General features: G+C 70.1%; 16 protein-coding genes and 1 pseudogene. 7 read left to right on the top strand and 10 right to left on the bottom strand.

Translation table 11 applies throughout. The features are described 5' to 3' along the window. Positions 1 to 147 precede the first annotated feature (147 nt). The gene (locus tag ABFX55_RS49195; RefSeq protein ID WP_346131102.1) at positions 148 to 1,656 is read right to left on the bottom strand and encodes a PucR family transcriptional regulator; all 1,509 of its coding nucleotides are present in this window, start codon (positions 1,654 to 1,656) and stop codon (positions 148 to 150) included. A gap of 94 nt (positions 1,657 to 1,750) precedes the next feature. Here ABFX55_RS49195 and ABFX55_RS49190 point away from each other — a divergent pair, with 94 nt between their 5' ends. The 3 genes from ABFX55_RS49190 to ABFX55_RS49180 are packed head-to-tail and all read left to right on the top strand — an operon-like array spanning position 1,751 to position 5,636. Continuing rightward, on the top strand, positions 1,751 to 3,934 hold the full coding sequence (locus ABFX55_RS49190) for a molybdopterin cofactor-binding domain-containing protein (RefSeq protein WP_346131100.1): 2,184 nt from the start codon (positions 1,751 to 1,753) through the stop codon (positions 3,932 to 3,934). 42 nt (positions 3,935 to 3,976) lie between these two features. Beyond that, positions 3,977 to 4,210 (top strand): EF-hand domain-containing protein, encoded by a 234-nt coding sequence (locus tag ABFX55_RS49185; RefSeq protein WP_183658544.1) that lies wholly within the window; start codon positions 3,977 to 3,979, stop codon positions 4,208 to 4,210. 52 nt (positions 4,211 to 4,262) lie between these two features. Further along, positions 4,263 to 5,636: an NCS2 family permease gene (locus tag ABFX55_RS49180; protein ID WP_183658541.1), complete on the top strand. Its 1,374-nt coding sequence runs from the start codon at positions 4,263 to 4,265 to the stop codon at positions 5,634 to 5,636. Here the strand turns inward: ABFX55_RS49180 and ABFX55_RS49175 are convergent. Next, positions 5,633 to 6,664, bottom strand: coding sequence for an excalibur calcium-binding domain-containing protein (locus ABFX55_RS49175; protein WP_346131098.1), 1,032 nt, complete (start codon positions 6,662 to 6,664; stop codon positions 5,633 to 5,635). The two genes, ABFX55_RS49180 and ABFX55_RS49175, sit on opposite strands and share 4 nt — an antisense overlap. Before the next feature lie 137 nt (positions 6,665 to 6,801). On the opposite strand from ABFX55_RS49175, the gene ald reads away from it, so the two are divergent. Continuing rightward, positions 6,802 to 7,917, top strand: a complete 1,116-nt coding sequence (gene ald, locus ABFX55_RS49170) for an alanine dehydrogenase (RefSeq protein ID WP_346131096.1) — start codon at positions 6,802 to 6,804, stop codon at positions 7,915 to 7,917. Positions 7,918 to 8,011: 94 nt separating this feature from the next. Here the strand turns inward: ald and ABFX55_RS49165 are convergent, their stop codons facing one another. Then, a complete protein-coding gene (locus ABFX55_RS49165; RefSeq protein WP_346131094.1) occupies positions 8,012 to 8,731 on the bottom strand; it encodes a thioredoxin-like domain-containing protein in 720 nt (239 codons plus the stop codon). Between the two features lie 95 nt (positions 8,732 to 8,826). On the opposite strand from ABFX55_RS49165, the gene ABFX55_RS49160 reads away from it, so the two are divergent. Both ABFX55_RS49160 and ABFX55_RS49155 read left to right on the top strand, forming a co-directional pair. Then, entirely contained in the window at positions 8,827 to 9,450 is a 624-nt protein-coding gene (locus ABFX55_RS49160) for a DUF305 domain-containing protein (RefSeq protein ID WP_346131092.1), read from the top strand. Between the two features lie 14 nt (positions 9,451 to 9,464). Beyond that, positions 9,465 to 9,758, top strand: coding sequence for a DUF3467 domain-containing protein (locus tag ABFX55_RS49155; RefSeq protein ID WP_183658527.1), 294 nt, complete (start codon positions 9,465 to 9,467; stop codon positions 9,756 to 9,758). Here the strand turns inward: ABFX55_RS49155 and ABFX55_RS49150 are convergent. The 4 genes and pseudogenes from ABFX55_RS49150 to ABFX55_RS49135 all read right to left on the bottom strand — a co-directional run. After that, entirely contained in the window at positions 9,728 to 10,798 is a 1,071-nt protein-coding gene (locus ABFX55_RS49150; RefSeq protein WP_346131090.1) for a threonine aldolase family protein, read from the bottom strand. The two genes, ABFX55_RS49155 and ABFX55_RS49150, sit on opposite strands and share 31 nt — an antisense overlap. Continuing rightward, the gene (locus ABFX55_RS49145; RefSeq protein WP_346131088.1) at positions 10,795 to 11,424 is read right to left on the bottom strand and encodes an SDR family NAD(P)-dependent oxidoreductase; all 630 of its coding nucleotides are present in this window, start codon (positions 11,422 to 11,424) and stop codon (positions 10,795 to 10,797) included. The genes ABFX55_RS49150 and ABFX55_RS49145 overlap by 4 nt, the downstream gene beginning before the upstream one ends. Beyond that, positions 11,421 to 11,672 carry a DUF6421 family protein gene (locus ABFX55_RS49140; RefSeq protein WP_346131086.1) on the bottom strand — a complete coding sequence of 84 codons (252 nt, stop codon included), beginning with the start codon at positions 11,670 to 11,672 and terminating at the stop codon, positions 11,421 to 11,423. Before ABFX55_RS49140 ends, ABFX55_RS49145 begins: the two co-directional genes overlap by 4 nt. Before the next feature lie 88 nt (positions 11,673 to 11,760). After that, positions 11,761 to 13,386 (bottom strand): annotated as a pseudogene (locus tag ABFX55_RS49135) (DUF6421 family protein); the annotation flags it as partial. A 243-nt stretch (positions 13,387 to 13,629) separates the two neighbouring features. Here ABFX55_RS49135 and ABFX55_RS49130 point away from each other — a divergent pair. Then, positions 13,630 to 14,334: a hypothetical protein gene (locus ABFX55_RS49130; protein ID WP_346131084.1), complete on the top strand. Its 705-nt coding sequence runs from the start codon at positions 13,630 to 13,632 to the stop codon at positions 14,332 to 14,334. Here ABFX55_RS49130 and ABFX55_RS49125 read toward each other — a convergent pair. The 3 genes from ABFX55_RS49125 to ABFX55_RS49115 all read right to left on the bottom strand — a co-directional run bounded on the left by ABFX55_RS49125 (position 14,274) and on the right by ABFX55_RS49115 (position 17,980). Continuing rightward, on the bottom strand, positions 14,274 to 14,936 hold the full coding sequence (locus tag ABFX55_RS49125; protein ID WP_183658513.1) for a response regulator: 663 nt from the start codon (positions 14,934 to 14,936) through the stop codon (positions 14,274 to 14,276). The genes ABFX55_RS49130 and ABFX55_RS49125 overlap by 61 nt on opposite strands. A gap of 63 nt (positions 14,937 to 14,999) precedes the next feature. After that, positions 15,000 to 16,517: a serine/threonine protein kinase gene (locus ABFX55_RS49120; protein ID WP_346131494.1), complete on the bottom strand. Its 1,518-nt coding sequence runs from the start codon at positions 16,515 to 16,517 to the stop codon at positions 15,000 to 15,002. Beyond that, positions 16,517 to 17,980 carry a zinc ribbon domain-containing protein gene (locus ABFX55_RS49115; protein ID WP_346131082.1) on the bottom strand — a complete coding sequence of 488 codons (1,464 nt, stop codon included), beginning with the start codon at positions 17,978 to 17,980 and terminating at the stop codon, positions 16,517 to 16,519. The genes ABFX55_RS49120 and ABFX55_RS49115 overlap by 1 nt, the downstream gene beginning before the upstream one ends. Positions 17,981 to 17,985: the final 5 nt, after the last annotated feature.

Here is a 17,985-nt window from a genome sequence, read left to right as displayed (position 1 = left end):
TTGGAGGCAATGTTACGACCGCAGGTGCCGAAGTGTCTCCTGCTCGTTCGAGCTTCGACTACCTCTGCTGCTAGTGCGGCCATGTTCACTCGAACATGCCGCTCCCCACAAGCCCCCGAATGCTCATATTTCGGGGGCTTACGGCTGTCAGCCTGACCGCAGGGCCAGGAAGAAGTCCACCCTGTCGGCCATCGTCGACAGGTCCCTTCCGGTCAGCTCCTCGATCCGCCTGATCCGGTACCTGACGGTGTTCACGTGGACGTGCATCCGCTCGGCGCAGGCGTTCCACGACCCCGCCGTGTCCAGGAAGGTGCCGAGGGTGCGCACCAGCTCCGACTGGTGCCCCGCGTCGTAGTCGAACAGCGGCGCGAGCAGCCGGTGGGCGAACGAGCGGCGCACGTCGCCCGGCACGGTGGCCAGCAGGAGCGCGTGGGTGTAGATCTCGTCGCTGGTGACCACCCCGCCCGAGCGGGCCTCGGCCAGCCTGCGGGCGTGGCCGGCCTCCTCGACGCCGCCCCTGATCGCCGCCGCGCCGGTGAGGGCGCCGCTCACGCCGATGGAGACCCTGGTGTCCCTGAGGGCCGACAGCACCTCGAGACCTGAGCGCAGGCGGTCTGCCAGCACGGAGACCGGGCCCTGCAGCGCGACGAGGGCGACCGCGCCGTCCGCGCCCGCGGCGGCCACGACGCTGCGGGCCAGCAGCTCCTCCAGGACCTGGCCGCCCAGCGTGGCGGGGTCGGGCCCGCGGGTGGCCCCAGGGCGCGCGGCCGTCGCCGTCACCACCGAGTACGGCTCGGCCGCCCCGAGCCCGCACATCCGCAGCCTGGCGCTGAGCTCGGCGGGGTCGGCCTCGGCCGCGAAGGCCGCGCTCACGAGCTGCTCGACCAGGCGGCGCTCGACCCTTCTGCCCTCCTCCATCCTGGTGCGTTCGAGCGCGACGCAGGCGGCCAGCTCGAAGCCGAGGTCGGCGCGGCCGAGCAGGTCGCCCTCGCAGGCCAGCGCCCAGCCTGCCGCGCGGTGTCCCCTTCCGACGGCGAACAGGGTGTGGCCCTCGGCGACGCAGGGCAGCCTGGGAGCCGACAGGAACGCGCGGGCCAGGCGGAGCGGAAGGGCGGGCGCCTGCTCCGGCGCGGGATCGGTCACCGAGCCGACGACCAGCTCCCCCGTGGTGGAAAGGACGGCGCCGCTGACGCCGAGCTCGGCGGCGGTGAGCGCGAACAGGTCGGCGAGGTCGGCGCCCTCGGCCACCGCGTCGACGATCCTGCGCTGACGCCCGAGCGCGGCCCTGACGTCGCCGGACAGCCGGGGAGCCGCCACCTCGCCGACCACGCGGAAGGAGACGGCGGTCGGGATCTCCAGCAGCGGCAGGCCCGCCTCCGCGCACGCCTCCACCAGGTCGTCAGGGACGTGACCGAGCCACGCCTGTCCCGCGCCGAGCGCCGCCACGCCCGAGGAGCGCAGCGCGGCGACGAAGCGGGCAGAGTCGGCGGGTTCGTGCCGCCACATCAGCCCGCTGAGCACCAGCTCCCCACCCGTCAGGTAGCGGCCGGGGTCGGGCAGGTCGGTGACGTGCACGGCGGTGAACTCGGTGTCCTCGTCCCCCACGAGCAGGGTGAGGCCGAGTTCAGAGGCGGCGAGCAGGTCACTGATGCGCACTTGGAGGAATATACAAGTCCGGTCAAAGCGCGGCTTACCGCGATTTCACATCGCGCGCATAGGACGCCCAGGCCGTGGGTGCTGTACTCGGAGCATGACGCAGACGGCCAGCACAGGGACGGCCGGCCCGGAGACGGTCGGCAGGGTCCAGCAGGGGGTGGGCGAGAGCGCCGGCCGCCCCGACGCCACGCTGAAGGTGACGGGCGAGTTCGCCTACTCCTCCGACCTGTGGCTCGAGGGCATGGTGTGGGGCGTGACGCTGCGCAGCCCGCACGCCTCGGCGTGGATCCGCTCGATCGACATCGGGCCGGCGCTGGCGATCCAGGGCGTGCTCGCCGTCCTCACCCACGAGGACGTGCCGGGCGAGAAGTTCTACGGCCTGGAGCACAAGGACCAGCCGGTGCTGGCCATCGACCAGGTCCGTTACCAGGGCGAGCCGGTGGCCCTCGTGGCCGCCGAGCACCCGGAGACCGCGCGCAGGGCCGCCGCGGCCATCGTGGTGGACTACGAGGTCCGCGAGGCCGTGACCGACCCACGCCTGGCCACGGAGTACGTCAGGAGGCAGCCCGTCAGGGTCGGCGACACCTTCGAGGCGGAGGTCGTGGTCACAGGCGAGTACGAGGTCGGCATGCAGGACCAGGCCTTCCTCGGCCCCGAGTCGGGCCTCGCCGTGCCCGCCGAGGACGGCGGCGTCGACCTCTACATAGCCACCCAGTGGCTGCACGTGGACCGCGACCAGCTGGCGCCGTGCCTGGGGCTGCCGCCCGAGAAGGTACGGCTGTCGCTGGCAGGGGTGGGCGGCGCCTTCGGCGCCCGCGAGGACCTGTCGATGCAGGTGCACGCCTGCATGCTGGCGCTGCGCCTGGACCGGCCCGTCAAGATCGTCTACGGCCGGGAGGAGTCGTTCTTCGGCCACGTGCACCGCCACCCCGCCTGGATGCGCTACGAGCACGGCGCGACCCGCGAGGGCGAGCTCGTCTACGTCAAGGCCGAGATCCTGCTCGACGGCGGCGCCTACTGCTCCTCCTCCCCCGCCGTCGTCGGGAACGCCGCCTCACTCGGCGTGGGTCCCTACGAGGTCCCGAACGTCGACATCGTGGCCACGGGCGTCTACACCAACAACCCGCCCTGCGGCGCCATGCGCGGCTTCGGCGCGGTGCAGGCCTGCTACGCCTACGAGTCGCAGATGGACAAGCTGGCCGCCGCCTGCGGCCTGTCGCCCGTCGACATCCGGATCCGCAACGCCGTCTCCCAGGGCTCCGCGCTGGCCACCGGCCAGATCATCGACTCCCCCGCCCCGCTCGCCGACATGCTGCGCGAGCTGGCGGCCATGCCGATGCCGCCCGCCGCCACCTCCGACCTGCTTGACCTGCCGGGAGGTGTCTCCCAGACCACCCACGGCGAAGGCGTACGGCGAGGCGTCGGCTACGGCGTGGGCATCAAGAACATCTGCTTCTCCGAGGGCTTCGACGACTACTCCACCGCCAGGGTGCGGGCCGAGCTCATCGGCGGCGAGCCCCACGTCACCGTGCACACCGCCGCCGCCGAGGTCGGTCAGGGCCTGGTGACGATCCAGGCCCAGATCGCGCGCACCGAGCTGGGCATCGAGAGGGTCACCGTCGCCACGGCCGACACGCAGGTCGGCTCGGCGGGCTCCTCGTCCGCCTCCCGCCAGTCCTACGTCACGGGCGGGGCGGTGAAGGCGGCCTGCGAGGCCGTGCGCGCGCGGTTCGACGGGCTGCCCGCCGCGCAGGCGCTGGAGAAGTTCGGCCCCATCGAGGAGACGAGGGAGTACAGGCACCGGCCCACCTACCCCATGGACCCGGTCACGGGGCAGGCCGACTCCCACACCCAGCTGGCGCTGTGCGTGCACAGGGCGGTCGTGGACGTGGACGTGGAGCTGGGCCTGGTGAAGGTGGTGGAGCTGGCGGCCGTGCAGGACGTCGGCAAGATCCTCAACCCGCTCGCCCTCGAGGGGCAGATCCACGGCGGCTCGGCGCAGGGGCTCGGCCTCGCACTGATGGAGGAGATCCAGGTGCGCGAGGGGAAGGTGCTGAACCCGTCCTTCACCGACTACCTGATCCCCACCATTCTCGACATGCCGCCCATGCGCCTTTCCATTCTGGAGAACCCCGACCCCGCCGCGCCGTACGGGCTGAGGGGCGCGGGCGAGCCGCCCACGCTGTCGTCCACCCCCGCCATCGTGGCGGCGGTCAGGGACGCCACGGGCGTCGCCCTGACCAGAGTGCCGGTACGTCCTGAACACCTTGTAGGGTGAGCGGTCCGTAAGGGTCGACTATCACCGGAGGAAGCAGCCCCCATGTCAGATGCGCGCGAGGCGGCCAAGGCCGAGTTCGAGAAGTTCGACACCGACCACGACGGCGTGCTCACGGCGGGCGAGATCAGGCAGGTGAACCAGGCCCTCGGCGGCCACGGTGTCACCGACGAGGAGATCGAGGCGTTCGTCGCCTCCGCCGACCGTGACGGTGACGGCGGCATCACGCTGGACGAGTTCGTCGCCCTGGTCGGCGGCGGCAAGCACGAGCAGCGGTAGCCGCACGGCAAAGCGGGTAAGAACGCGATCATCCCCCTGAAGGCTAAGGGGGATGATCGTGCTCGAGAGGCTCTTCGAGCTGACCGCGCGTGGCGCGACGGTCGGCCGCGAGGTGCGTGGTGGCATCACGACCTTCATGGCCATGGCCTACATCATCCTGCTCAACCCGATCATCCTGGCAGGGGCGAAGGACGTCACGGGGGCCCAGCTCAGCATCGGGCAGCTGACCACGGCGACCGCGCTGGCCGGAGCGGTGAGCACGCTGCTGATGGCGTTCGTGGGCAACGCGCCCTTCGGCCTGGCGGCGGGGCTCGGGCTGAACGCGGTGGTGGCCTACCAGGCGGCCCCCTTCATGACGTGGCCGCAGGCGATGGGCCTGGTGGTGCTCGAAGGCCTGGTGATCATCATCCTGGCGGTCTCGGGCGTCCGCAGGCTGATCATGGACTCGATCCCTCTGGCGCTGAAACACGCCATCAGCGTGGGCATCGGCATGTTCATCACGCTGATCGGCCTGGTCGACGCGGGCTTCGTCTCGGGCACCGGCGGCACCCCCCTGCAACTGGGGACGGCCGGGCACCTCACGGGCTGGCCCGTGACGGTCTTCTGCTTCGGACTGCTGCTGATGATCGTGCTGTTCATCCGCAAGACGCCCGGCGCCATCCTGCTCAGCATCGTGATCACCACGATCCTGGCGATCGTGGTGAACTCACTGGCCGTGATCGACCCGAAGACCTGGGGCGTCGTCGTGCCGAGGGTGCCCGACTCGATCGTCTCGACACCCGACTTCGGGCTGGTCGGGCAGTTCGACCTGTTCGGCGGCTTCGTGACGGCGGGCGCGCTCACGGCCACGATCGTGCTGTTCACGCTGGTGCTGTCGGGCTTCTTCGACGCGATGGGCACGATCATCGGCGTGGCCGACGAGGCGGGCCTGGTCGACACCAGGGGCAGGGTGCCGCGCCTGGGCAGGATCCTGACCGTTGACGGCGTCGCCGGCATGGTCGGCGGCTCGGTGAGCGCCTCGGCCAACACCGTCTTCGTGGAGTCGGCGGCCGGCGTGGGCGAGGGGGCGCGCACCGGCCTGGCCAGCGTGGTGACCGGAGCGCTGCTGGGGCTGACGATGCTCTTCACCCCGCTGGCGGAGGTCGTGCCCGCCGCGGCGGCCGCGCCCGCGCTGGTGCTGGTGGGCGCGCTGATGATGACGCAGAGCCGCAAGGTGCCGTGGGACGACCTCGAGCTGGCCGTGCCCGCGTTCCTGACGATCGCGCTGATGCCGTTCACCTACAGCATCACCAACGGCGTCGGCGCGGGCGTGATCGCCTACACGCTCATCAAGGCGGCTCGCGGCAAGTGGGACGAGATCCCCTGGCTGCTGTGGGTGGTCTCGCTGATCTTCCTGGTCTATTTCGCGATCGACGGGCTGTTCTAGCCGTCCTGGGGGTCGCAGGCGAAGCCGTCGCGGTCCTTGTCGGCGTACCAGTGATACTGCGGGTGCCTGCCCTTCTGGTACGGCCCTCCGTAGCCGGCCGCCTTGGCCTGCGCGCAGTCGGCGTACTTCCTCTCGCCTCCCGCGCTGAGGGAGGAGCCGGTGGACTGCGTGCCGCCGGTGGGGGCGCCGCTGCCCCTCTCCGCGCCCGTTCCCGTCCCCGTCGTTCCCGTCCCCGTGCCTGGCGGCGTGGCGCCCGTGCCCGGTGGCGTGGCGCCGCTACCCGGGGTGGTGCCGGTGCCGGGCTGTGTGGTGCCGGTGCCCGGCTGTGTGGTGCCGGTGCCCGGCTGTGTGGTGCCGGTGCCCGGCTCGGTGGCCGGCGAGGAGGGCGTCGGCGAGGAGGGGCCGGAGGCGCCCAGCATCGCCCGCACCAGCTCGTCGGCCTTCTCCTTGGTGAAGCCCGCGATGCTCAGGCTGTCGCCGCTCATGGTCTGGGCGACGGTCGGCGCGGCCAGCACGGTGGCGCTCTCGTTCTGACCCACCATGATGGCGATCTGCTGGTCCACCCGCTCCTTGAGCAGCGCGGCCAGCGCGTCGCGGAAGGCGGGCGCCACGGCGATCCTGACGCCGTAGCCGTCCTTCTCCTTCACCGTCTCGATCGCCTGGACCGCCGAGACCGCCACCGCGTCGGACAGGAAGTAGCAGACCGTCCTGTCGAGGGACAGCGCCACCTTCTCCCCAGGACAGGGGGCGGCCTTCTGGTCCTCGACGGGGGCGAAGTAGATCGGCTGCCCGAGCCTGGTGAGGGGCTTGCCGCCGAACAGCGGAGAGTCGGGGTTCCTGGTCATGAGCACCGCGACGGTGCCCAGCACGCCGGCCGTGAGCACGACCAGGACCAGGGAGACGATGAGGACGATGGTGGTGAGCCTGCTCGCCCTGGGTCCCGCGGGGCCCGCCGGTGGCGGGGGTGACGCGGGTGACGCGGTGGGCGGCGCCCCGGACGACTCCTCCGGCGGCGACGGTTTCTCCATCGGTGAACCCCATCCTGACTGTTGCTCTCGCAGAGCCTAGCGAGGACGGCAAAAAGCGGGTAATCCTCGACAGAGTGCAAAGAAGATTGGCACGGTCCATACAGAATGTCGGGCCGGGTGGAGGGAAGATGGATCGTATGAGAGTCGGAGTCCCCCGCGAGGTGAAGAACCACGAGTATCGCGTGGCCCTGACACCGGCGGGCGCACATGAACTGATCAGGCATGGACACGACGTCTTCGTCGAGCGCGACGCGGGCCGCGGTTCGGCCATTCCCGACGAGGATTTCATCTCGGTGGGCGCCGTCGTCCTCGACAACGCCGACGAGGTGTGGACCACGGGCGACCTCATCCTGAAGGTGAAGGAGCCCATCGCCGAGGAGTACCACCGGATGCGCAAGGGGCAGGTGCTGTTCACCTACCTCCACCTGGCCGCCTCACGGCCGTGCACGGCGGCGATGCTCGACGCGGGCGTCACCGGCATCGCCTACGAGACCGTCCAGGCGGACAACGGCGCGCTGCCGCTGCTCGCGCCCATGTCGGAGGTCGCGGGACGGCTGGCGCCGCAGGTCGGCGCCTACCACCTGATGCGCCCCGAGGGCGGCAGAGGCGTGCTGATGGGCGGCGTCTCGGGGGTGCGGGCGGCCAACGTCGTGGTCATCGGCGCGGGAGTGTCGGGGATGAACGCCGCCGCGATCGCACTCGGCATGCAGGCCGAGGTGCTGCTGCTCGACCGCAACATCGACAAGCTGCGCCAGGCCGACGTCATCTACCAGGGGCACTGCCAGACGATCGCCTCCAACACGCTGGAGATCGAGCAGGCCGCGCTCGAGGCCGACCTGGTGATCGGCGCCGTGCTGGTGCCAGGGGCCAAGGCTCCGACGCTCATCAGCAACGAGCTGGTCAGCAGGATGAAGCCCGGCTCGGTGCTGGTGGACATCTCCATCGACCAGGGTGGCTGCTTCGAGGACTCCCGGCCGACCACGCACGCCGAGCCCACCTACCCGGTGCACAACTCGATCTTCTACTGCGTGGCGAACATGCCGGGGGCTGTGCCGTACACCTCGACCTACGCGCTCACCAACGTCACCCTGCCCTACGCGCTGGCCATCGCCGAGCAGGGGTGGCTGGGCGCGCTCAGACGCGACCGCGCCCTCGCCCGTGGTCTGAGCACATATGAGGGGCGCCTGATCAGCGAGCCCGTGGCCGAGGCGCACGGGCTCGCGTCGACGCCCCTGGAGGAGGTGCTCGCCTAGCCATCAGGGCAAGGACCGCGAGATCCAGGACCGCGCGGCCCTGAACCGAGTTCAGAACCGCCTGACTCAGACCGCCTGGCTCAGGACGCTCGGGTCAGGACTGCGCGGGTGAGGGAGAGGTCGAGGGCGCGAGCGACTCGCTCGGCAGCGGCGTGGCCTCGCCCTTGGGCTCCGGCGGCAGCGGCTGCTGGTCGGCGGTCGCGGTGATCGCGTACTCACCGCCGCAGGTGGCGCCGAGCTCGGGGGTGCCGGGCCCGTTCTGGTACTTGGTGATGAACTTCGGCAGCTTCGGGTCGTCGGCGTTCTGGAAGGTCAGCTGGTGGCCCCATGAGCTGGCCACGATGGGCGCAGGCAGGTTCGGGTAGGGGCTGACGAGCATGTAGTTGGCGTCGCCCGTGGACCCGGCGATGCTCTTGATCTTGTCGATCTGAGCCTTGGGCAGGTCGGGACGGTAGGTGATCCAGATCGCGCCGTGCTCGAGCGAGTGGACCGCGTGCTCGTTGTGGATTGGCTTGTCGTAGATGTCGCACTGCTGCCAGTAGTTGTTGTGCTGGCCGCCGACCGGCGGGTTCTCCTTGTACTTCACCGCGTTCCAGACGTGCTCGCCACCGGCGTAGGAGACGCTGGAGACGGCGTCGAGCGAGGTCGCCTGGCGGTCCTTCACCACGTAGAAGCCGACCCCGCCGATGAGCAGGAGGATGACGAGTCCACCGACGCCCCACATCAGCATCGCGGTACGGCGCTCCTTGGCCTTCTGTTCGGCGCGCATCTTGTTGAGATGCTCGCGCCGGGCCTGCGCCTTCTCCTTCGTCATCGTTCCTCCACATGGGTGACCAACTGCGGGTCACCTTATGCCCTGCGGGCGTATGTAGCGAATAAGGACTGTGCCATGAGTAGTCTGGAAAAACGATGACCAGAAAGCCTTTCCAGCTGGCGGCGTTCGCCGTGCTCGCCGTCGCCGCTGTCCTCTTCTTCGTCCTCGGCAGGAGCGGCACGCCCACCGACTCCTCGCCTGAGGCGGGTTTCGCCCGCGACATGGGCAAGCACCACGCGCAGGCGGCCGAGATGTCGTTCATCGTGCGCGACAGGAGCACCTCGCCCGACATCAGGAACCTGAGCGAGGACATCATCGTCACCCAGACGGCCCAGCGAGGCATGTTCATGGGATGGCTGCAGCAGTGGGGCCTCAGCCAGTCGAGCGAGCGTCCCGAGATGGCGTGGATGGTCGGCCACGCGGGCCACGGCGGCACGCAGGACAAGCCCGAGCCGATGCCCGGCGTGGCGAGCGACGAGGAGATGGCCAAGCTCAGGAGCCTGCGGGGCGCGCAGGCCGAGGTCTACTACCTGCAGCTGATGACCCGCCACCACGAGGGCGGCGTCGACATGTCGAAAGGGCTGCTGGAGCTGACCGACAGGGCCGAGGTGAAGGGCATGGCGCAGCAGATCGTCAACAGCCAGACCAGCGAGATCAAGCTGATGGGCGACCTGCTGGCCAAACGCGGCGCGGTGGCGCTGCCCTCGATTCTCCAGTAAGGGACGATGGCCGCATGGAAGAGCCCGAAAGCCGCCTGGAGGTCAGCATCACACCTGAGGTCGAGGCGGGGCACTACGCCAACTTCGCCTCGGTGTGGCACACCCGCGACGGGTTCGTGCTCGACTTCGCGGTGATCACCCGCCCCCCGCAGCTGACCGAGGAGCCGGGGTCGGGACAGGCCGTGGTGCATGTCCCGACCAGGATCGTCAGCCGCGTGAGAATTCCGCCGAGCCAGGTCTTCGAGCTGATGAAGGCCCTGGAACAGCAGCTGTCGGCCTACGAGAAGGAGACCGGCGGCTCGCCGTGAAGCTCCTCGGCGATCGCGGCGGCGAAGGCGTCGACGTCGGCCTCCGTGGTGTCGAAGGCGCACATCCAGCGCACCTCCCCGATCGCCTCGTTCCAGGTGTAGAAGCGGAAGCGCTTCTGCAGGCGCGCGATGGCGTCCTTGGGCAGCCGGGCGAAGACCGCGTTGGCCTCCACGGGGCGCGGCACCTCCAGCCCCGGGATGTCCTTGACGGCCTCGGCCAGGCGCCTGCCCATGGCGTTGGCCTGCCTGGCGTTGCGCAGCCAGAGGTCGCCCGAGAGCAGCGCCTCGAACTGCGCGGAGACGAAGCGCATCTTCGACGACAGCTGCATGAACGTCTTGCGCAGGTAGTCGATGCCGCTGGCCGCCTCGGGGTTGAGCACCACGATGGCCTCGCCGTACAGCAGGCCGATCTTGGTGCCGCCGAAGGAGAGGACGTCCACGCCCGCGTCGGTGGTCAGCGCGCGCAGCGGCACGTCGAGCGCCGCGGCGGCGTTGGTCAGCCTGGAGCCGTCGAGGTGGACGGTCATGCCGAGCGCGTGGGCGTGCTCGCAGACGGCCGCGATCTCGTCAGGGGTGTAGAGCGTGCCGAGCTCGGTGGTGTTGGAGATCGAGACGACCTTGGGCTGGGCCCTGTGGACGTCGCCGAAGCCCCACGCCTGCGTGTCGATCAGCTCAGGGGTGAGCTTGCCGTCCGGCGTCGACACGGTGAGCAGCTTGATGCCGCCGGCGACCTCGGGTGCGCCACCCTCGTCGGTGTGGATGTGCGCGGTGTCGGCGCAGACGACGGCCTCCCACTGCCTCGTCATGGAGCGCAGCGACACGACGTTGGCCGCGGTGCCGTTGAAGACGGGGAAGACCTGGGCCGTGTCGCCGAAGTGGCGCTTGAAGACGCCCTGGAGCGCCTCGGTGTAGACGTCCTCGCCGTAGGAGATCTGGTGTCCCTCGTTGGCCACGGCGATGGCCTGGAGGATCTCCGGATGCACGCCCGCGTAGTTGTCGCTGGCGAACGCCTTGAGGGCGGGGTCGTGACGGGGAATCACTGGGTGAGGTCCAATCGCGTGCCGTTGATCTCGTGGGCGGGGCGCTCGTAGAGCCCCGCGACCGCCTCTGCGAGGGCGTCGACGTGGGTGTAGCCGGCGAACGCCGCCTCCGGCTTGGCCGCCTTCATGGCGTCGTTCAGCAGGGCCTTGACCACCAGGATGGTCGCCGCCGAGCCGGTGTCCTTCAGCGCGTCGGCCAGCGACAGCGTCCAGGCCTCCGAGGCGGCCTTGGCGGCGGCGTAGCAGGCGCCTCCCGCAGTCGGCTGCTGCGCCGCCTTGGCCGACACGATCACGAACCGGCCGTTGTCCGACTTCCTGAGCAGCGGCTCGAAGGCCAGCGAGACGTGCTGGAGGGTGCGGACCAGCAGGTCGTGCAGGACGGTCCAGTCGTCGAGGTCGGTGTCGGCGAAGGTCTTGCCGCCGCGCCAGCCGCCGACCAGGTGCACCACGCCGTCGACGCGTCCGTGCTCACCCTCGATCCGCGCGGCGAGGTCCTGTACGGCCGCGCGGTCGAGCAGGTCGACGTCGTCCTTGTCCACCCCGATCACGGTGTGACCATTCCGCTGGAAGTATCCAGTGATGGCCTGGCCTGTCGGGCCCGCCGCACCCGTAACAAGAATGATCATGCTCCAGTGATCCCCTTCGTGGACTCTACGACGTCACCGAGCTTACGGCGCAGCGCCTCGTAGAACATGCTCAGGGGGAACTCGTCGGGCAGCACCGCGTCGACCATCGCCTTCTGCTCCTCGGGCAGCTCGCCTCGCTTCCACGCCGAGCGCGGGTGCGGCTCGACGTACGCGGTGACCAGCTCGTAGGCGGCGATCCAGTGGGCCAGCTTGGCGCGGTCGATGCTGTCGCGGTAGAGCTTCTCCACCTCGGCGCGCAGGTCGGCCACGCCCCCCCGCGACGCGGTTCCAGTCGATCGACAGCCTGTTGTCGGTCCACCTGATGATGTCGTTGCGGTGCAGGTAGGCGAAGAGCAGCTGCCCGCCGAGCCCGTCGTAGTTGCGCACCCGCTCGCCGGTGATCGGGAAGCGGAAGAGCCTGTCGAACAGGATCGCGACCTGCACGTAGCGGGCGTGCGGCACCCCCGCGGCCTCGAGCTTCACCGCCTCGCCGAAGGCGGTGAGGTCGCAGCGCAGCTCCTCGAGCGAGTACAGCCAGTACGGCATGCGCTGCTTGATCATGAAGGGGTCGAACGGCAGGTCGCCGTGGCTGTGCGTGCGGTCGTGGATGAGGTCCCACATGACGAAGGTGTCCTGGGCCAGCTCCTGCGACTCCAGCAGCCTGGCCGCGTCGGGCGGCAGGTCCAGCTTGAGCGTGGTGGCGGCGGCGCTGCTCACCCTGCGGAAGCGGGCGGCCTCCCTGTCAGCGAAGATGCCGCCCCAGGTGAAGCGCTCGGGCGCCTTCCTGACCGCGACCGTCTCGGGGAACAGCACGGCGGAGAAGGTGTCGTAGCCGGAGGTGAAGTCCTCGAAGGCGATGGGCACGAACAGCGGGTTGTCGTAGCCGTTCGCCTCGAGCTCGGCCAGCCACGACGGCCAGATGGTGCGGATCCAGACCGCTTCGAGGTTGCGGTTGGGGTTGCCGTTCTGGGTGTACATGGGGAACACCACCAGGTGCTCCAGGCCGTCGACACGCTGGGTGTCGGGGTGGAAGAGGTCGAGGGAGTCCAGGAAGTCCGGCACGCCGAGGTCCTGCTCGACCCACTTGGCGAGGTCGGCCTGGACGGCCCGCAGGTAGGCGGCGTCATGGGGGAAGTACCCCGCGAGCTCGCCGACCAGCTGGGAGACGCGGGCGACCAGCGCGGCGGCGGCCGGCTTGTCGTCGGGGACGGAGCCGTCCTTGACCTGCAGCGGGCGCAGCTCCTCCACGACGGCCTTGAGGCCGGCGAACAGCTCGGCCTTCGCGCCGTCCTGCGAGCCGGACGCGCGGACGGGGGCGGGCACCCTGGCCGCCCAGGTCACGACGTTGCTCCACAGCGTGCGGTGGTCGTAGTCGTCGATGGAGTCGTCGCCGAACAGGTCGGAGTCGGCGAACGCCACGACCTTGCCCTTGCCGTGCTCGACGGCGACGGCCAGCGGCGCGCCCGCCGGGTCGGCGGTGGCGGAGGTGGTGAACAGCACGGTGGCGTCTTCACCTGCGGTGAGGACGCCCGAGCGGTAGAAGCACGCGGTGCCGACGCCCGCGAGGAGGCCTCCACCGGCCGGGGTGCCGAGGACCCAGGTGGCCACGCCGCGGTGGGAGTTACCGGGGTCGCGCACGGTGGTGTGGGTCACGCCGATGCCGAAGCGGGCGAGCAGGTCGGCCAGGTTGTTGCCGTACTTGTCCTGCTCCTCCTCGGCCAGCACGACCAACCCGCCGCCGCCGGCCACGAAGGACTCGATCGCGTCCAGTTCCTCGGAGCTGAACACCGGGCTGCCCTGGCCCGTGGTGCGCTCCCAGCGCTGCTGCGACGGGTGGGCGATCACCAGGACATCCTGCTCACCCAGCGACTCCAGGCCGCCAGAGGTCACCTGATGTCCCAGCCGGCGCAGCAGCTCGGCCGCGCGGGCGTAGCTGTTGTCGTCGGGATGGGCGGGGTTCATGGCCTCGGCGGTCTCACGCCTGATCGTCCACGACTCGCTGTGCCCCTCGTCGAACAGCACCCTGGGGAACGCTCGCATGAAAATCTCCTGGATTAGACGCCTTATAACGGAAAATATACACACAGATGAGGCATGCACCGCCATACCCTCCCGAATCGCGAGACAGCCGTCCCCCTCCAGAGTGAGAGCGGGTCGGCCAGGAGACGGACGACTTCGGCGCCGCGGATGCCTAGCGTGCCGGGCATGCTCAACAACCACGTCACCTTCCGCAGAGTCGTGTCAGGCGCGCTCCTCGTCGTCGCACCGCTGCTCCAGGCGCTCGCCGTCACCGTCGATCCGGGCACGTGGGGAGACGACAGGGAGGCGGTCAGCTTCGGCGCCAACCCGACGCTCGCCCAGGTGCAGTCGGCGCTCTACCACTGGAGCTGGCTGCTCATGGCGGTGGCCGTCCTCGGCCTCGTCCACCTCACCCGGCAGCGCAACACCAGGCTGGGGCACGTCTCCGGCGCCCTGACGGTCCTGGGCTACAGCTCGCTGTCGGGCATGCTGATCATCGACCCGGTCGAGTGGTGGCTCGGCAGGCACTATTCGCCCGAGCGGGCGCAGCAGATCATGGACGAGATGCTGGACCTGCCGATCACGGTCGGCGCGTTCCAGATGCCGTGGATCTTCCTCGGCTTCGTCGGGCTGCCGCTGCTGGTCGCCGCGGTGTGGCGGACGGGGTTCGTCGGCTGGTGGGCGCCGCTGGTGGTGGCGGCCGGATACCTGGGGTCGTTCGCGGTGCCGTACGGGCCGCTGACCCTGCCTTTCTGGTACGCGCCCGTGGTGGCCCTCGGCTGGGTGGGCGTGAAGATCCTCAGGATGGGCGACGAGGCGTGGGCCTCGTACTACGCGATGGCGGCGCCGGGCCGCACGACGCCCGACTCGTACGCGAACACGACCGCCTGAGCGCGGTCGCGCAGGCCCAGCTTCATCAGCACGCGGGCCACGTGCGTCTTGACCGTGGCCTCGCCGACGAACAGCTCGCGGGCGATCTCGGCGTTGGTGAGGCCCCTGGCGAGCAGGCGCAGCACCTCGAGCTCACGAGGGGTCAGCTCGGCCAGTTGCGGCGGCGGCGAGGGGTCGTGCCTGCCCGCGAAGGAGGCGATGACGCGGCTGGTCACCGCGGGGTCGAGCAGGGCGTCGCCGGAGTGCACCACCCTGATCGCCTCCACGAGCTGCTCGGGGGGCGAGACCTTGAGCAGGAAGCCGCTGGTGCCCGCCCGCAGCGCCGCGTAGAGGTTCTCGTCGGTGTCGAAGGTCGTCAGCATCACGACCTTGGGCGGCGCCGGATCCTCGAGGATCTGCTGCGCCGCGGCCAGGCCGTCCATGCGCGGCATGGAGATGTCCATCAGCACGATGTCGGGGCGGGTCCGCCTGACCACGGCCAGCGCCTCCAGGCCGTCGGCTGCCTCGCCGACGACGTCCATGCCCTCTTCGCTGTCGACGACCATGCGAAGGCCCACCCTGACCATGGCCTGGTCGTCCGCGATGACGATTCGAATGCCCACACGCGGAGAGTAGACGTTTCAGCCGCGCTTGCCCATGGGGGTACAGCGGCCTCCAAGTCAGGCTCAAGTCAGCGCGACGCTCTCCCTGATCTTCGCCAGCAGCGCGGGGTCGCAGGCGCTCTCCGCGCAGAAGTAGAGGACGAGCGCGGGCCTGGTCGGCGTCTCGACGAGGTAGCCGGTCACCCTGAGCTGGCCCGTGCCCGTCGCGCTGCGCAGGTAGCCCTCGAACCTGGTGGCCGTACGGCCCGCGATCAGGTCGGCGGCGGGCTCGTTGGTGAAGGTGACCTTGCCGGGCAGCATGGTGTTGAGCGTCTCCTGCATGCTCTGCAGGTCGGCCTTGGGGTCGAAGGTGTCGGCGAGCTGCACGTAGAGGCCGGTGGCGTCGGTGGGGTCGAGCGCGTTGACCTCGCTCCAGTCGGCGTTGGCCGCGGCGACGAACAGCGACTCGAACTGCGCGGCGCTGGGTGAGGCGAGCGCGAACAGGTCCACGTGGGTCGTCGCGGTCCAGCCCTCGGGATAGGTGAACGTCATCGGCACGGCGGAGGTCGGCCGGTAGGTCAGCACGCCCTCGCCCCTGTTGGCCAGCACGAGCAGCACCGCCAGCGTGATCGCGGCGACGGCGGCCGTGACCCCGATCAGGACGGCGGGCAGCCTGCGCCTGCCCGTCGTGGCCGGCTTCGGCGCCCTGCTCGGCCTGTGCATCGGCTGCTGGGGCCTGGTCGGCGCCACCTCGCCGCTGATGGCGTCGCGCAGCGCGCCGACGAAGGCCGTGCAGGACGGGTAGCGCTGCTCGGGCGACTTGGCCAGCGCCTTCATCATCACGCCGTCCACCTCGAGCGGCAGCTCGGGGCGCAGGTGCGAGAGCGGGGCGGGCGACTCGGCCAGATGGGCCCACAACAGCGCGACGTCGTTGTCCCTCTCGAAGGGCATCCGCCCGGCCAGCGCCTCGTAGACGACGCAGGCCAGCGCGTACTGGTCGGCCCTGCCGTCGATGTGCTCCTTGTTGATCTGCTCGGGCGACATGTATCTCGGCGTGCCGATGAACTGGTCGGTCTGGGTGAGCCCGGAGATCGAGGTGCGGTGCTTGGTGATGCCGAAGTCGGTCAGGTAGACGTGCTGGCTGGCGTCGTCGCCCGCGAGCAGGATGTTGGCGGGTTTCACGTCGCGGTGGATCAGGTCGTGGGCATGGGCGGCGTCGAGCGCGGCGGCCACCTGGGCGGCGATGCTGTTGACCTGGCCGACGGGCATCGGGCCCCTGTCGTAGATGAGGCGGCGCAGGTCGAGCCCGTCCACGTAGCGCATGGCGATGTAGAGCACGCCGTGGTCGTCGGAGTTGGCCTCGTAGATCGGGATGATGTTGGGGTGCTCGATGCTGGAGGCGGTCCTCGACTCCAGGATGAAACGCTGGCGGAAGCGGTCGTCGACGCTGAGGATGGGGTTGAGAATCTTCAACGCCACCCTGCGGCTCAGCCTGGGGTCGAGGGCCAGGTAGACCACCGCCATGCCGCCCTTGCCGATGACGTCCTCGATGTAGTACCCGGCGACCTCCTGGCCGATCAGGGATCTCTCGTTCAAGTGCATCACGTTTCGATCGGGTGGCCGCAGTAGCCACAGAACCGGTGCGCGGGGCCCAGTTTCATGCCGCAGGCCGTACAGAACTTCACCTGTTGCTGTGCGGTCAGCACAGGTTGCGGCTGCGGTTGGTGCGGGGGGACGACAGGGAAGGCCTGGGAACGTCTGACCATCACGGTCGGGTTGGCGCCGTCGTCGGGAGGAGGCGACGGGATCTCGATGCGCGGCGGCGTCTCCTCGGTCGCGGCCCTTCGCCGCCACAGCAGGAACCCGCCGCCCAGGGCGATGACCAGCACGACGGCGGCCGCGACGATGAACGGCCACAGCGGGATCGTGGTGCCCCTCGGCTGCGCGGCCTTGCGCACCCCCGTGTCGGCGGCGCTGCCCTTCTTGGCCAGCGACTCCTTCAGGTGCGCGGCGGCCACGGGCTGACCGGGGTAGAGGTCGAGCACGCGCTGGAAGGCGGGGCCCGCGTCGGTGTAGTTCTTGGTGTGGAAGCGGGTGAGGGCGGCCTCGAAGGCGGCGTCGAGCGGCCCCCTGCGCGGCGGGGTCTTCGCCGCCGTCAGCGCGGAGGTGATCTCGCGGACGCCGATCATCTTGGCGTCCTTGCCGCCGCCGATGAGCAGCCCGATGACGTGGCCGTCCTTGTCGCCGATCACGGGGGCGCCGAGCATGCCCTGGTCGACGAGCTTGCCGAGCTTGGCCGGCTCGTCGACCTTCTTCTCCGGGTCGGCGAAGGGCCGTCCGCCCTCGCCCGCGCCGCCCTGGCCGAGGTGGGCGATGTCGAGCTTGACCGGTTTGTCGGCGGCGGGCCTGGCCAGGAATCCGGCGACCGAGGTGGGCGAGCCTGGCTTGTCGGGCACCTTGTCGGCCAGCGGGGCGGTGGGCAGGCCCACGCCGCCGTCGGCGCGGGAGGTGGGCTTGAGCACGACGGGGCTGTCGGGCTTGTCGCCCAGCTTCACGACCTCGGCCTTGAACCCGCGCCCGTCGGCGGGCGCGATGTTCGGGAAGATCGTGATGTCGGGCTTGATGTCGATGATGCAGGTCGACATCTTGCTCTTGAGGTCGTAGCAGAGCTCCAGGTGGTGGTTGAGCGTGTCGTCGGAGACCTCGTGCCTGGCGAAGTCGGCGGGGATCTTCGCCTTGTGGTGTTCGGCGAAGACCCTGTTGGCCGCGTAGACGGCCAGGTCCTTGTCGGTGCTGACCACCCGGGTGAGCGTGACCACGCCGCCCTCGGGGTTGACGACGATGCCGGTGCCCGTCCCGATCGGCACCTCGTAGGTGCGCTCGACGTGGAGCAGCTCGCCCACGTGGTCGAGCAGGGTGATGTCGATCTTTGCCGTGGCCTCGACGCGCACCACCGCGGGCGTGACGAGGTCGGTGATGCCGCTGGGGTGTTCGTGCGCCATGGCCAGGGGCGCGCTCACCAGGACGACGGCCACCGCCATCGCAGGCACTGTGAGACGTCTCATCGTGA

The organism is Nonomuraea roseola (assembly GCF_039535395.1).
In the GTDB taxonomy this organism is placed as follows: Bacteria; Actinomycetota; Actinomycetes; order Streptosporangiales; family Streptosporangiaceae; genus Nonomuraea; species Nonomuraea roseola.
Note: the sequence above shows the minus strand (reverse complement) of the source record. Positions and strands in the feature narration are given on the sequence as shown.

What these genes read in the sequence shown, in the direction of transcription:
- ABFX55_RS49190 (WP_346131100.1), top strand. Translation starts at nt 1,751, where the DNA reads ATGACGCAGACGGCCAGCACAGGGACGGCCGGCCCGGAGACGGTCGGC.
- ABFX55_RS49185 (WP_183658544.1), top strand. Translation starts at nt 3,977, where the DNA reads ATGTCAGATGCGCGCGAGGCGGCCAAGGCCGAGTTCGAGAAGTTCGAC.
- ABFX55_RS49180 (WP_183658541.1), top strand. Translation starts at nt 4,263, where the DNA reads ATGATCGTGCTCGAGAGGCTCTTCGAGCTGACCGCGCGTGGCGCGACG.
- ABFX55_RS49175 (WP_346131098.1), bottom strand. Translation starts at nt 6,664, where the DNA reads ATGGAGAAACCGTCGCCGCCGGAGGAGTCGTCCGGGGCGCCGCCCACC.
- ald (WP_346131096.1), top strand. Translation starts at nt 6,802, where the DNA reads ATGAGAGTCGGAGTCCCCCGCGAGGTGAAGAACCACGAGTATCGCGTG.
- ABFX55_RS49165 (WP_346131094.1), bottom strand. Translation starts at nt 8,731, where the DNA reads ATGACGAAGGAGAAGGCGCAGGCCCGGCGCGAGCATCTCAACAAGATG.
- ABFX55_RS49160 (WP_346131092.1), top strand. Translation starts at nt 8,827, where the DNA reads ATGACCAGAAAGCCTTTCCAGCTGGCGGCGTTCGCCGTGCTCGCCGTC.
- ABFX55_RS49155 (WP_183658527.1), top strand. Translation starts at nt 9,465, where the DNA reads ATGGAAGAGCCCGAAAGCCGCCTGGAGGTCAGCATCACACCTGAGGTC.
- ABFX55_RS49145 (WP_346131088.1), bottom strand. Translation starts at nt 11,424, where the DNA reads ATGATCATTCTTGTTACGGGTGCGGCGGGCCCGACAGGCCAGGCCATC.
- ABFX55_RS49130 (WP_346131084.1), top strand. Translation starts at nt 13,630, where the DNA reads ATGCTCAACAACCACGTCACCTTCCGCAGAGTCGTGTCAGGCGCGCTC.
- ABFX55_RS49120 (WP_346131494.1), bottom strand. Translation starts at nt 16,517, where the DNA reads ATGCACTTGAACGAGAGATCCCTGATCGGCCAGGAGGTCGCCGGGTAC.
- ABFX55_RS49115 (WP_346131082.1), bottom strand. Translation starts at nt 17,980, where the DNA reads ATGAGACGTCTCACAGTGCCTGCGATGGCGGTGGCCGTCGTCCTGGTG.